The sequence below is a fragment of the Micromonospora echinospora genome, from assembly GCF_014203425.1.
GTDB lineage: Bacteria > Actinomycetota > Actinomycetes > Mycobacteriales > Micromonosporaceae > Micromonospora > Micromonospora echinospora_A.
In genome coordinates, this window is sequence record NZ_JACHJC010000001.1 from 2,221,561 (window position 1) to 2,234,859 (window position 13,299).

Consider the following 13,299-nt stretch of genomic DNA (forward strand, 5'->3'; position numbering starts at 1 on the left):
ATCAAGGAGTTTGGGTGGTGCGGGGTGCTGTCTCCGGACACAAACTCCTTGATCGCCGCGAGAAGTGCGGGGTCGACGGCCGCCTCCGGCGGCGTGGTGGGAGGTGGGGGTGGGGGGAAGGGTGGCTTTTGGGGAAACGGGCGCGGTTAGGGGTGTTTGTGGCGTCTGATCGGTTGTGTCCCAGCGTGTTCCGGCGCGCTGTCACCTCGACCGGGAGTACGCGTGCTCGTCCTGCTGATCGTGCACCTGGTGGCGGCGCTGCTCGCCCCGCTGCTGGTCCGCCGGTGGGGTCCGCGCGCCTGCCTGCTGCTCGCGCTCGCGCCGGCCGCCACAGCGGTCTGGGCGGCGGCCCACACCGGGGCGATACGCGACGGCGGCGCAGTGGTCGAGACGTACCCCTGGATCTCGCAGCTTCAGCTCGACGTGGCGCTGCGGGTCACCACGCTGTCCTGGCTGATGCTGCTGCTGGTCGGCGGCGTCGGCGCGCTGGTGCTGGTCTACTCCGCCCGCTACTTCCCGCCCGGATCGGTCGGGCTGGCCCGGTTCGCCGCTGTCATGGTCGCCTTCGCCGGGGCGATGCTCGGCCTCGTCATCTCCGACGACCTGCTGCTGCTCTACGTCTTCTGGGAACTGACCACGGTCTTCTCGTACCTGCTGATCGGGCACAGCACCGAGCGCCGGTCCAGCCGGTGGGCCGCCGCCCAGGCGCTCACCGTGACCACGCTGGGCGGCCTGGCCATGCTCGTCGGGTTCCTGATGCTCGGCCACCACGCGGGCGGCTACCGCTGGTCGTCGGTGGCGTCCGCGCCACTGCCCGGCGGCGGGTACCTGGCGCTGGCGGTGCTGCTCATCCTCGCCGGGGCGCTGGCGAAGTCGGCGGTGTTCCCGTTCAACGCGTGGCTGCCGGTGGCGATGGCCGCGCCGACACCGGTCAGCGCGTACCTGCACGCGGCGGCGATGGTGAAGGCCGGCATCTTCCTCATCGGACTGCTCGGCCCGGCGCTCGCCGCGGCCGGACCGTGGCGGCCGGTCACCGTCGTCGCCGGACTGGTCTCGCTGGTGCTGGGCGGCTGGGCGGCGCTGCGGCAGACCGACCTGAAGCTGCTGCTGGCGTACGGGACGGTCAGCCAGCTCGGCCTGCTCGCCGTGGTGTTCGGGGCGGGCACCGCGAAGGCCGCCCTGGCCGGCGTGGCGATGCTGGCGGCGCACGCACTGTTCAAGGCGGCGCTGTTCCTGGTCGTCGGCATCCTCGACCACGAGGCGGGTACCCGCGACCTGCGGGACCTGTCCGGTGTGGGACGGGCCGCGCCGGTGCTGGCCACTGTCGCGACGCTCGCCGCCGCCTCGATGGCCGGCGTGCCGCCGCTGCTCGGGTTCGTGGCCAAGGAGTCGGTGCTCGCCGCGTTCACCGGCGACCCGCTCGTGCTCGTCGTGCTGGTGGCGGGCAGCGCGCTCACCGTCGCGTACAGCATCAGGTTCGTCTGGGGCGCGTTCGGCACCCGGCCCGGCGTCGCCGACACGGCTGTGGACCGGCCGCCCGCCGCGATGCTCGTACCCCCGGCGTTGCTCGCCGTGGCCGGGCTCGCCGCCGGCCCGGCCGCCGGGTGGCTCAGCGGCCTGTTCGAGCCGTACGCGGAGCTGTTCGGACCGGTCGAGGAGCACCTGGCGCTCTGGCACGGGCCGACAGTGGCGCTCGGCCTCTCCGCCCTCGTGCTGGCCGGCGGCGCGGTGCTGCACCTGGTCCGCGGCCCGCTCGCGCCCGCGCTGGCGCGGCTGCGCTCGCCGGTGAGCGGCAACCAGGGGTACGAGTGGGTGACGCACGGCTTCGACCGGCTCGCCATCGAGGTCACCGGCGCCACCCAGCGCGGTTCGCTGCCGCAGTACCTCGGCACGGTGCTGCTCGCGCTGGTGTTCGTGCCCGGCGGGGCGATGCTCGCCACCGCGCCGTGGCGGGTCGAGCTGGCGGCCTGGGACAACCCGGCCCAGCTCGTGGTCTGCGTGGTGATCGCGGTCGCCGCGCTGCTCGCGGTCGGCGCGCGTCGCCGGCTCACCGCGATGCTGCTGGTCGGGGTCACCGGCTACGGCACCGCGATGATGTTCGTCCTGTACGGCGCGCCGGACGTGGCGCTCACCCAGTTCCTGGTGGAGACCGCCACGATCGCCGTGTTCGTGCTGGTGCTGCGCCGGCTGCCGGAACGCTTCTCGGCCCGTCCGCTGCGCCGCAGCCGCTGGGTGCGGCGCGGCATCGGGATCGCCGCCGGTGTGGTGATGGCCGGCCTGGCGCTGACCGCGGCCGGGGCCCGCCGAGCACCGTCGATCTCCGCCGACTTCCCGCAGCTCGCCGTCGTCGAGGGGTACGGCCGCAACGTCGTCAACGTGACCCTGGTGGACATCCGGGCCTGGGACACCATGGGGGAGATCTCGGTGCTCGTGGTGACCGCGACCGGCGTGGCCAGCCTGATCTACGAGCGTTCCCGCACCGGGCCGCGTCCCCGCCGTCCCCGGCCGGTCGCCCTGCGCGCCGGTGACCGGCGCACGGTGTGGCTGCGCGGCGGGCAGACGCTGCCGGAGCGGCGCCGCTCGATCGTGTTCGAGGTGGTCACCCGGCTGATCTTCCACACCGTACTGATCTTCTCGCTGTTCCTGCTCTTCTCCGGGCACAACGCCCCCGGCGGCGGTTTCGCCGGCGGGCTGGTGGCGGGCCTCGCGCTGGCGCTGCGCTATCTGGCCGGCGGCCGGTACGAGCTGGCCGAGGCGGCGCCGGTCGGGGCCGGCACCGTGCTCGGCGCGGGTCTGGGCATCTCGGTCGGCACGGGAGTGCTCGGCCTGGCGCTGACCGGCGAGGTGCTGCAGAGCGTCAAGGTCGGCCTGTGGCTGCCGGTGATCGGCGACTTCTACCTGGTCACGTCGCTCTTCTTCGACATCGGCGTCTACCTGGTGGTGGTCGGGCTGCTGCTGGACATCCTGCGCAGCCTGGGCGCCGAGGTGGACCGGCACGTGGAGGCCGCCGGTGAGGCGGGACGCGGGCTGGTCGTCCAGCGGGACGGCCCGACATGAGCAGGGGCGCGGCCGCGCCGACGATGGTGCTGGTGCTGGCGGTCGGGGTGCTCGTCGCCGCCGGTGTCACGCTGCTGCTGGAACGCAGCCTGACCCGGATCCTGCTCGGCATCATCATGCTCGGCAACGGCGTGAACCTGCTCATCCTGCTCGGCGGGCGGTCCGGCGCGGCCCCGATCGTGGATTCCACGTCAAAGGGCGAGATGAGCGACGCGCTGCCCCAGGCCATGGTGCTCACCGCAGTGGTGATCACGTTCGGGTTGACCGCGTTCCTGCTCGCTGTCGCGTACCGCAGTTGGTTCACCAGCGGCGACGACGAGGTGCAGGACGACCTGGAGGACCGGCAGATCGTCCGGCTCGCCGAGAGCAACGAGGTGTCCACGGCGGACCACGGCGGCGAGGGCCCGGACGACGACCCGGAGCAGGTGGATCCGGAGCCGGCCCGCCGGCGGTTGCGCCGGGACGGTGACGCATGAGCGCCCTGGTGCCGCTGCCGGTGGTGGTGCCGCTGCTCGGCGCGGCGCTCACCCTCCTGCTGTCCGGGCAGCCCCGGTTGCAGCGGTCGGTGAGCGTGCTCTGCCTGGGCAGCGTCCTGGTGGTCGCGGCGGTGCTGCTGGTCGAGGCGTACCGGTTCGGGCCGGTGGTGGTGCAGGTGGGCGGCTGGCCGGCGCCGGTGGGCATCGTGCTGGTGGCCGACCAGCTGGCGGCGCTGATGGTGTTGGTCTCCTCGGCGGTGACGCTGTGCGTGCTGCTCTACTCGATCGGCCAGGGCCGGGGGGAGACCGGCGAGACCGCGCCGGTCAGCATCTACCACCCCACGTACCTGGTGCTCACCGCGGGCGTGACGAACGCCTTCCTGGCCGGGGACCTGTTCAACCTCTTCGTCGGCTTCGAGATCCTGCTCGCCGCGAGCTTCGTGCTGATCACGCTGGGCGGCACCGAGGTGCGGCTGCGTACCGGGTCGACGTACGTGGTGGTCAGCGTCCTGTCGTCGCTGCTGTTCCTGTCCGCGGTGGGCCTTGTGTACGCGGCCACCGGCACGCTGAACATGGCGCAGCTCGCCGGCCGGCTGGACGCGCTGCCGTCGGGCGTACGCCTGACCCTGCAACTGATGCTGCTGCTCGCGTTCGGGATCAAGGCGGCGGTGTTCCCGCTGTCGGCGTGGTTGCCGGACAGCTACCCGACCGCGCCGGCGCCGGTGACAGCGGTCTTCGCGGGCCTGCTCACCAAGGTCGGCGTGTACGCGATCATCCGCACCGAGACGCTGCTGTTCCCCGGCGGCCAGGTCGCCGGCCTGCTGATGGTGGTGGCCGGCCTGACCATGGTGGTCGGCATCCTCGGCGCGGTGGCCCAGTCGGACCTGAAGCGGCTGCTCTCCTTCACGCTGGTCAGCCACATCGGCTACATGATCTTCGGGGTGGCGCTGAGCAGCGTCGCCGGACTGTCCGGGGCGATCTTCTACGTGGTGCACCACATCACCATCCAGACCACGCTGTTCCTGGTCGCCGGCCTGGTCGAGGAGCGCGCGGGCAGCACCGACCTGCGCCGCATCGGCGGGCTGGCGCGGATCGCCCCGATGCTCGGCGTGCTCTTCTTCGTCCCGGCGATGAACCTCGCGGGCATCCCGCCGTTCTCCGGCTTCCTCGGCAAGCTCGGCCTGCTCCAGGCCGGGGTGGCGGCGGGCGGGACGCTGCCCGCCGTGCTCGTCGGGGCCGGCACGCTGACCAGCCTGCTCACCCTCTACGCCGCCTCCCGGGTGTGGAACATCGCGTTCTGGCGTGAGCCCCGGCTGGCCTCCACCACCGCGCCGCCCCGGCTGCCCGCCCTGATGGTCGGCGCCACCACCGCCCTGGTCGCGCTCGGTGTGCTGTTCACGCTGGCGGCCGGGCCGCTGTTCCAGGTCACCGCGGACGCGGCCGCCGACCTGCGCGAACGCACCCCGTACGTGCGGGCGGTCCTGCCCCAGGACGTGCCGTGACCGACGACCTGCCCCCGGGCCGGGGCGCGACCGGCGAGCCGGAGGGCGTACCCCGGGCCGTGCCCGAGCCGGACGGGCCGATGCCGGTGGTGGGCCGGGGTGGGCGGCGCCGCGACCAGGCGCTCGCGCTCGGCTGGCTCGTCGTCGCCTGGATGCTGCTGTGGGGCGACGTGTCCTGGGGCAACCTGATCGCCGGGCTGGTGGTCGGCGTGGCCGTACTGGTGTTCTTCCCGCTGCCGCCGGTCACCTTCGGCGGCCGGTTCCGCCCCCGCGCGCTGCTGGTCTTCCTGACCACCTTCATCGCGGAGCTGGTGAGCGCCAGCCTGCACGTCGCCGCCGTGGCGCTGCGCTTCGGCTACCGCCCGCGCGGCGCGATCATCGCGGTGCCGCTGCGCGTGCGCACCGACCTCAACCTGGCGCTCACCGCCGAGGTGATCTCGCTGGTGCCGGGCACCCTGATCCTCGACGTCGACCGGGTCGAGGGCGTGCTCTTCGTGCACGTGCTCGACGTGCGCGGCCCCCAGGACGTGAGCGACAGCCGGGAGCGTGTGCTCGCCGTCGAACGGCGCATCGTCCGCGCCATCGGATCTCCCACCGAGGTACGTCAGCTCGACCTCGAACCCGTCGAACGGAGGAACCCGTGACCGTCCTGCTCGCCGTCGCGCTCACCGTGCTGCTCTCGGCCACCGCGCTGCTCGCCCTGGCCCGCATCTACCGCGGCCCGTCCCTGCTCGACCGGGTCGTCGCCGCCGACCTGCTGCTGTCGGCGATGCTCGCCGCGGTGGGGGCGGAGGCCGCCGTCAACCGGCACGCCACCACGCTGCCCGTGCTCGTGGTGCTGTCCCTGCTCGGCTTCGTCGGTTCGGTCTCGCTGGTGCGCTTCGCGGTCCGGGCCGAATCATGAGCGTTGCTGCCGTGACGGACTGGGCGGGTGGTGTGCTGCTGCTGGCCGGCGCCGTGCTGGGGCTGGTCGCCGGCATCGGGCTGGTCCGCTTCCCGGACGTGCTGGACCGGATGCACACGGCCACCAAGCCGCAGGTGCTCGGCGTCCTACTGCTCCTGGCCGGGCTGGCGTTGCGCCTGCGTACCCCCTCGGACCTGGGCATGCTGGTCCTGGTGGCGATCTTCCAGCTCTCCACCGCGCCGGTCGCCGCGCAGATGATCGGGCGGGCGGCCTACCGGTCCGGCCGGGTCGACCGGAGCCTGCTGGACGTGGACGAGCTGGCCGGGCGGTGAACTGGACCTGGGGGAGGGTTCCCGGCACCCCCAGCGGACGTCCAGCGGGTACCGATAAAATGGACCGCATGATCGACTCTTCTGCCCCGGAGGGCAGCAGTAGCCGGCCGGGTCGTACCCGGCGATTTCCCTCCCCGACGACCCCGGGAGCCCTGAACCTCCCGTGTTGATCCTCGTCGGTCTCCTTCTCATCACCGTGCTCACCGTCGCCACCGGTTACTTCGTGGCCCAGGAGTTCGGTTACGTCGCCGTGGACCGGGGCAAGCTCAAGCAGCTCGCCGACGGTGGCGATCGTGCCGCGTCCCGGGCCCTGGAGGTCACCGCGCGGCTCTCGTTCATGCTGTCCGGCGCCCAGCTGGGCATCACCGTTACCGCTCTGCTCGTCGGCTACGTCGCCGAGCCGTTCCTGGGCGCCGGGCTGGCCGACCTGCTCGGCCTCACCGGGATCTCCAGCACGGTGGCGTTGCCGCTGTCGGTGGCGCTGGCCCTGGTCATCGCCACAGTGGTGCAGATGGTCCTGGGTGAGCTGGCCCCGAAGAACCTGGCCATCGCGCGGGCCGAGTCGCTGGCCCGCGCGTTGTCCCGGTCCACCCTGATGTACCTGAAGATCGCCGGCCCGCTGATCACGCTCTTCGACCGGGCCGCGGTACGGCTGCTCCGCCGCATCGGCATCGAGCCGATCGAGGAGCTGCCCAGCGGCGCCACCCCGAAGGACCTGGAACAGATCATCGCCGAGTCCCGGGAGGAGGGGCACCTCGACGCCGAGATGTCCGACCTGCTGGACCGGGGCCTGGATTTCCGGGAGCTGACCGCCGGCGAGGCGATGGTGCCCCGCGTCGACGTGCACACCGTCCGGGCCGACGAGCCGGTCAGCCGGATCGTCGAGCTGCTGGACACCGGCCACTCCCGGTTCCCGGTGAGCGGCGCCGAGGGCGTCGACGACCTGATCGGCGTGGTCGGCATCGCCGACGTGCTCGGGGTGCCCCCGGCGGAACGCGCGACCACCCGGGTCGAGGCGGTGGCCGTACCCCCGTTGCTGGTGCCCGAGACGCTGCCGCTGCCGACGGTGCTCGACCGGCTGCGGTCCGGACACCGGCAGCTCGCCTGCGTGGTTGACGAGTACGGCGGCTTCGCCGGCGTGATCACGCTGGAGGACCTGGCCGAGGAGCTGGTCGGGCCGATCCGCGACGAGGACGACCCGCCGGACCGGGCCGCGGCACGGCAGGAGGACGGCTCCTGGGTCGTCCCGGCGCGCTGGCGCATCGACGAGGTCGCCGACAGCACCGGCATCGAGCTGCCCGAGGCCCCCGAGTACGACACGCTCTCCGGTCTGGTGATGCGGGAGCTGGGCCGGGTGCCCGAGGTCGGTGACCGGCTGGAGATCCCGGTCGCCACCGACGGTGACGAGCCGGCGTCCGGCCCTCGGGTGCTGGTCGAGGTGCTCGCAGTGGACCGGCACGTGGCCGACTCGGTGCGGCTGCGGTCCACCGCCGGCGTCTCCGGGGAGGGTGCGGCATGACCCCCGGATTCGCGTTGTTCTTCTCCGTGGTGCTGCTGGCGCTCAACGGGTTCTTCGTGGCCGCCGAGTTCGCGCTCGTGGCGTCCAAGCGGTACCGGCTGGAACAGGCGGCCGCCGGTGGCGGCCGGGCTGCTCGCGCGGCGCTCGACGGCGTCCGCGAGCTGAGTCTGATGCTGGCCGGCGCGCAGCTCGGCATCACGCTGTGCACGCTGGGTCTGGGCGCGCTGGCGGAGCCGGCCATCGAGCGGCTGATCAGCCCGCTGCTGCACGCGGTCGGCCTGCCCGCCGCGGCCAGCCACGTGGTCGCGCTGGTGTTCGCGCTGTCCCTGGTGACGTTCCTGCACCTGGTGGTCGGCGAGATGGCCCCGAAGTCCTGGGCGATCACCGACGCCGAGCGTTCAGCGACGCTGCTGGCGCTGCCGTTCCGGGCCTTCGCCCGGATCGTCCGGCCGGTGCTCTCCGTGCTCAACGGGCTCGCTAACGCGATGTTACGGCTGGTCGGCGTGCAGCAGCAGGACCAGCTGGCCCAGGTGCACGGCCCGGACGAGCTGCGCATCCTGCTGGAGCAGTCCCGGGAGCACGGGCTGCTCGGCGCCGAGCAGCACCAGCTGCTCAGCAGCATGCTGGAGCTTCAGGGCACCACAGTGGCGCAGGTGATGGAGCCGTTCGACCAGATCGTCACGGTACGCCGGGACGAGACCGCCGAGCGGATCGAGCACGTCTCCCGCGACAGCGGCCGGTCCCGGCTGGCCGTGGTCGACACCGGCGGCGAGGTGTGCGGCCTGGTCCACGTACGCGAGGCGGTGCGCGCCGTCACCACCGGCCGCCCGGCGACCGCGGAGGAGTTGATGACCAACGCCTTCACGCTGCCGGCCGAGGCGTCGGTGACCGAGGCGGTGGCTGCGATGCGGGCCCAGCAGGCGCAGCTCGCGCTGGTGAGCAACGGCGGCGGGCCGACCCGCCCGATCGGGTTCGTCGCGCTGGAGGACCTGCTGGAGGAGGTCATCGGCGAGTTCGACGACGAGACCGACACGGTGCCGCGAGGCCGCCGGATGCGCTGAACGTCGTGATCAGTGCCGGCCCGGCGAGGTGGTGTCCCCATCTCGCCGGGCCGGCTGCCGTTTCGCGGCGCATGGCCCGGCGGGCAGCGGGAATGCCCCGGCATGCGGTTGACCGGGGTGTCGCGGGACTCCGCCTGGACCGGGCTCTCCGTGAGCACCGCCCTGCCCAATCCGAGCACCCGGCCGGGTCTGCGCCTGCCGGGCCGGGTGACGCTCACCGCCGGTGGCTCGGACGTCCCGGTCCGGCACATCCGGCTCGGGCTGGTCACGCAGGTCGAACCGGAGGACCCGGAGTCGCCGCGCCGGCTGGTGCAGTACCACCAGTGGCCGATCGCGGGGCGGTTCGTGGTGCCGGCCGGGCGGCGGCGGGCGGTCGACTTCGCCGTGCCGCTGCCGTGGGAGGCGCCGGTGACCACGTACGGCGGCGTGCCGTTGCTGACCCTGCGGACCGGGCTGCGTACCGAGGTGTCGGTGGACCCGGACGTCGACCAGGGCGCGATGGTGCCGGTCCTGATCCACCCGCTGCCCACACAGCAGCACCTCCTCGCCGCGCTGGACACCCTGGGCTTCGCGATCCGGCAGGCGGGGCTGCGGCAGGGCCGCCTGCCGGGGGTGGAGCAGACGCTTCCGTTCCAGCAGTGGTTCGGGTTCTGGGCCGCGCCGCTCTACGCCGGCCCGCTGACCGAGCTGGAAGTGATCATGCTGACCAACTCGGCCGGCATGGAGGTGCTGTTCTGGCTGGACCGGCGGCTGTCCCTGGCCGGGATCACCCACCAGAGCATCAGCCGCTTCCGGGTCTGGCACGCCGGGGCCGACCAGCGGGACTGGGTGGCCACAGTGGACGGCTGGCTGCGGCACGCCATCGACAGGCACGCGGCCGCGGCGTCGCACGCCGACTGGTCGGCCACGATCCGCGAGTCGGCGCACGTCAGCCGTCCTCCCGACCGGCCGGTCGCGCCGGGCTACGGCCTCGGGGGCACGGCCGGTGGCGCGGGCATCGGCGGCGGTGGCGGGGGCGGCGACGGGACGTGATCTTGTTAAGAAGGGGCCCTTCCTCTACCGGAGGCGTTAAGAAGGGGCCCTTCCTTGCACCCTCAGCCGGCGGCGAGCTTGAGGCTGAAGCCGAGGAACAGCACCGCGACAGCGGTGGTCCCGCTCGCGGCCAGCCGGCGGCGCTGCCGGAACTGGGCGGCCAGGAACGTGCCGGTGAAGATCAGCGCGGTCAGGTAGAGCGCGCTGGCGACCTGCGCGATCAGCCCGAGCAGCAGGAACGACAGCGCCGGCCACGCGTACCCGGGGTCGACGAACTGGATGAAGAACGAGACGAAGAACAGGATCGCCTTCGGGTTGAGCAGGCTGATCACCAGCGCCCGCCGGAACGGCTCCTGCGGCCCGGCCGGCTCGACCTCGTCGATCAGGCGCGGCGTTGCCGGGTCGTTGCGGTCGCGCCAGCGCCGCCACGCGCCGCGCAGCATGGCCAGCCCCAACCACCCCAGGTACGCCGCGCCGGCGTACTTGATCACCAGGTAGAGCGGCGGGTACGCCTGGAGCAGCGAGGCCACCCCGGCGGCGGAGAGGACCATCAGCACCGCGTCGCCGACGAACACCCCGGACGCGGCCCGGTAACCGGTGGCCACTCCCCGGCGGGCGGCGGTGGCCAGCACGAAGAGCGAGTTCGGGCCGGGCAGCAGCACGATCGCCACGGTGCCCAGCACGTACGTCCAGATGTCGGTGATCCCCAGCACGCCGGACATCATGACGCCACGGAGGCCCCCGGGCGAAGACGTTCCCGCAGGCTGGCCTGTGCGCTCGGCCACTCCTGCGCGAGCATCGAGTACTGGACGGTGTCCCGCCAGGAGCCGTCGGCGCGCTGCTTGTGCTGCCGCAGCACGCCCTCGCGGCTCGCGCCGAGCCGTTCGATGGCCCGCTGGGAGCGCTCGTTGCGGATGTCGGTGTGCCAGACCACGCGCACCGCGTCCAGCTCGTCGAAGGCCCGGCCCAGCAGGAGCAGCTTCGCCTCGGTGTTGACGCCGGTACGCCACCACGGGCGGCCCAGCCAGGTGTAGCCGATCGCCAGCGACCGGCGGACCGGGTCGATCTCGTAGTAGGAGGTCGTGCCGATCACCGCGCCGGTGGTGGCGCAGCGCTGCGCCCAGCACACCTGCTCGCCGCGCTCCTGCGCGTCCAGGTAGCCGCTGATCACCCGGCGCATCTCGTCGGCGTCGGCGGGCTGCGTACCGCCCAGGTGCCGCCACACCTGCGGGTCGTCGGTGGCGGCGTACAGCTCGTCGGCGTGGGCGAGGTCGAGCGGCTCCAGCACGACGTGTTCGCCGCGCAGCACCGCCGGCTCGTGCCACGGTGAGCGGGCCGGCCGCAGGTACGCCGGCACCGGCGCGCTCACCCCCGGGGCGGGTTCGGGGCGGCCCGGCGTGAGCCGCAGCGGCACCACCCCGGCCCAGTACGGCAGTGCCTCGTCGGCCGGCTCGTCGGCGACCCCACCGGTGCGCATCCGTACCGACACCTCGCGCAGCGGCAGCGCCAGCACCGCCGTCTCGGCCAGCTCGCGCCGGTTCGGCGGGCGGCTCTCGGCGGACCGGCCGGCGGCCACCTTCTCCACCAGCGCGGTCAGCACCGCCGCCTTCTCGTCGGCGTCCTCGACCAGCCGGGCGGTGCCGTGCGCCACCACGGACCGGTAGTTGGCGCTGTGGTGGAACTGCGAACGGGCGTAGATCAGCCCGTCGAGGTGGGTGACGGCGACGCAGACCGGCAGCCCGGCTTCGCCCCGGGCGGCGAGCAGCGGCCGGCTGCCGGTGGAGCCGTGCAGGTAGAGCGTGCCGCCGACGCGCACGTGCAGGGTCGGCAGGACGCGCGGCTCGCCGTCCACAGTGAACGCCAGCGTGCAGTGGTACGCCTCGTCGAGCAGCGCGTGCGCGGTGGCTGCGTCGTAGTGCATCCGGTCGCGGGCGCGGGTGGCGGTGGTGCGGGGGGTCGGAGGGTACATGTGACATCCCACCTTTGTTCTAGTACAATCACCGAACTGTGGCAGCACAATATCAGGTCAGCGGATCCACGTCGGCCGCGATTTCGGCGAGCGTCGAATCGGGCATCCGCAGCGGTGACCTCGCCCCGGGCGACGCCCTGCCCGCCGTCCGGGCGCTCGCCGCCGAACTCGGCGTCAGCCCGGCCACCGTCGCGAAGGCGTACCAGGAACTGCGGCAACGCGGCCTGGTCGCGACCGCCGGCCGGCACGGCACCCGGGTCCGCCCCCGCCCGCCGGTGGCCGCCCGCCGCGCCGCGCTGCTGCCCCCGCCGCTGGCCGGCGGCCGCGACGTCTCCGCCGGTCAACCCGACCCCCGGCTGCTGCCCCCGCTCGGGCCGCACCTGGCCGCGCTCGCCACCGAGATCGGACCCCCCGGCGGGTACGCGACCGACGCGACGCTGCCCGACCTGGCCGCCCTGGCCCGGGAGCGGCTCGCCGCGGACGGCGTGCCGGACGGCGAGCTCACAGTCACCGGCGGCGCGCTCGACGGCATCGAGCGGCTGCTCGCCGCCCATTTGCGCCCCGGCGACGCGGTGGCGGTGGAGGACCCGGGCTGGGCCAACCTGCTCGACCTGATCGCCGCGCTCGGGCTGCGTGCCGTCGGGGTGCCGGTGGACGACGACGGCCCCACCGTCGGCGGGGTCCGGGCGGCGCTGGCCGCCGGGGTCCGGGCGCTCGTGGTGACCAGCCGGGCGCAGAATCCGACCGGCGCATCCGTCTCCGCCGACCGGGCGGCGGCGCTGCGGACGCTGCTGGACGGCCGCGCCGACCTGCTGCTGATCGAGGACGACCACGCCGCCGAACTGGCCCGCGTACCCCTGCATCCGCTCGCCGGGGCGACACCGGCGTGGGCCTTCGTCCGCTCGGTGAGCAAGCCCTACGGGCCCGACCTGCGGCTCGCCGTGCTGGCCGGCGACGAGGCCACAGTGGCCCGGGTGGCCGGGCGGGCGCGGGTCGGTGCCGGCTGGGTGTCCACGGTGCTGCAACGCCTGGTCGTGTCGCTCTGGCGCGACCCGGCCACCGCCGACCTGGTGCGGCACGCGGCGGACAGCTACGACCTGCGGCGCGACGGGCTGGTGGCCGCGCTCGCCGTGCGCGGGGTGGCCGCGCACGGGCGTACCGGGATCAACGTCTGGGTGCCGGTGCCCGACGAGACGGTGGCGGTCACGACGCTGCGCGACGCCGGATGGGCGGTGGCGCCCGGCCGGCTCTACCGCATCGCCGCCGACCCCGCCGTGCGCGTCTCGGTGAGCGCGCTGGACGAGGCCGACATCCCCGCGCTCGCCGACGCGCTCACCGCCGGAAGGAAGGGCCCCCTCTTAACGCATTCGGTATAGGAAGGGCCCCTTGTTAACACCTCCCGCGGAGCGCGGCGGGCCGCTCGCGTGCGCGGCGGCGGACGGGGTAG

At 73.7% G+C, this 13,299-nt stretch carries 12 protein-coding genes; 10 read left to right on the forward strand and 2 right to left on the reverse strand.

The features are described from left to right. The first annotated feature begins 222 nt into the window (after nt 1–222). The 9 genes from FHU28_RS10575 to FHU28_RS10615 all read left to right on the forward strand — a co-directional run bounded on the left by FHU28_RS10575 (nt 223) and on the right by FHU28_RS10615 (nt 9,883). Nucleotides 223–3,057 carry a Na+/H+ antiporter subunit A gene (locus FHU28_RS10575; RefSeq protein WP_184683276.1) on the forward strand — a complete coding sequence of 945 codons (2,835 nt, stop codon included), beginning with the start codon at nt 223–225 and terminating at the stop codon, nt 3,055–3,057. After that, nucleotides 3,054–3,533: a Na(+)/H(+) antiporter subunit C gene (locus tag FHU28_RS10580; protein ID WP_184683278.1), complete on the forward strand. Its 480-nt coding sequence runs from the start codon at nt 3,054–3,056 to the stop codon at nt 3,531–3,533. Before FHU28_RS10575 ends, FHU28_RS10580 begins: the two co-directional genes overlap by 4 nt. Then, entirely contained in the window at nt 3,530–5,035 is a 1,506-nt protein-coding gene (locus FHU28_RS10585; RefSeq protein WP_184683281.1) for a Na+/H+ antiporter subunit D, read from the forward strand. Before FHU28_RS10580 ends, FHU28_RS10585 begins: the two co-directional genes overlap by 4 nt. Then, nucleotides 5,032–5,679: a Na+/H+ antiporter subunit E gene (locus FHU28_RS10590; RefSeq protein ID WP_184683285.1), complete on the forward strand. Its 648-nt coding sequence runs from the start codon at nt 5,032–5,034 to the stop codon at nt 5,677–5,679. Before FHU28_RS10585 ends, FHU28_RS10590 begins: the two co-directional genes overlap by 4 nt. Next, nucleotides 5,676–5,939 (forward strand): MrpF/PhaF family protein, encoded by a 264-nt coding sequence (locus tag FHU28_RS10595; RefSeq protein ID WP_184683287.1) that lies wholly within the window; start codon nt 5,676–5,678, stop codon nt 5,937–5,939. Before FHU28_RS10590 ends, FHU28_RS10595 begins: the two co-directional genes overlap by 4 nt. Then, on the forward strand, nt 5,936–6,271 hold the full coding sequence (gene mnhG / locus FHU28_RS10600) for a monovalent cation/H(+) antiporter subunit G (RefSeq protein WP_184683290.1): 336 nt from the start codon (nt 5,936–5,938) through the stop codon (nt 6,269–6,271). Before FHU28_RS10595 ends, mnhG begins: the two co-directional genes overlap by 4 nt. A gap of 163 nt (nt 6,272–6,434) precedes the next feature. Then, nucleotides 6,435–7,790 (forward strand): hemolysin family protein, encoded by a 1,356-nt coding sequence (locus tag FHU28_RS10605; RefSeq protein ID WP_184683291.1) that lies wholly within the window; start codon nt 6,435–6,437, stop codon nt 7,788–7,790. Then, entirely contained in the window at nt 7,787–8,851 is a 1,065-nt protein-coding gene (locus FHU28_RS10610) for a hemolysin family protein (protein WP_184683292.1), read from the forward strand. The genes FHU28_RS10605 and FHU28_RS10610 overlap by 4 nt, the downstream gene beginning before the upstream one ends. A 102-nt stretch (nt 8,852–8,953) precedes the next feature. After that, a complete protein-coding gene (locus tag FHU28_RS10615) occupies nt 8,954–9,883 on the forward strand; it encodes a sporulation protein (protein WP_184683293.1) in 930 nt (309 codons plus the stop codon). A gap of 62 nt (nt 9,884–9,945) precedes the next feature. Here FHU28_RS10615 and leuE read toward each other — a convergent pair whose 3' ends face one another. Both leuE and FHU28_RS10625 read right to left on the reverse strand, forming a co-directional pair. Continuing rightward, nucleotides 9,946–10,608: a leucine efflux protein LeuE gene (gene leuE / locus FHU28_RS10620; RefSeq protein WP_073830236.1), complete on the reverse strand. Its 663-nt coding sequence runs from the start codon at nt 10,606–10,608 to the stop codon at nt 9,946–9,948. Next, complete coding sequence (locus FHU28_RS10625; RefSeq protein WP_184683294.1) at nt 10,605–11,852, reverse strand: bifunctional pyridoxamine 5'-phosphate oxidase family protein/GNAT family N-acetyltransferase; 1,248 nt, start codon at nt 11,850–11,852, stop codon at nt 10,605–10,607. The genes leuE and FHU28_RS10625 overlap by 4 nt, the downstream gene beginning before the upstream one ends. 38 nt (nt 11,853–11,890) lie before the next feature. On the opposite strand from FHU28_RS10625, the gene FHU28_RS10630 reads away from it, so the two are divergent. Continuing rightward, a complete protein-coding gene (locus FHU28_RS10630; protein ID WP_184683295.1) occupies nt 11,891–13,228 on the forward strand; it encodes an aminotransferase class I/II-fold pyridoxal phosphate-dependent enzyme in 1,338 nt (445 codons plus the stop codon). The last annotated feature ends 71 nt before the right edge of the window (nt 13,229–13,299 follow it).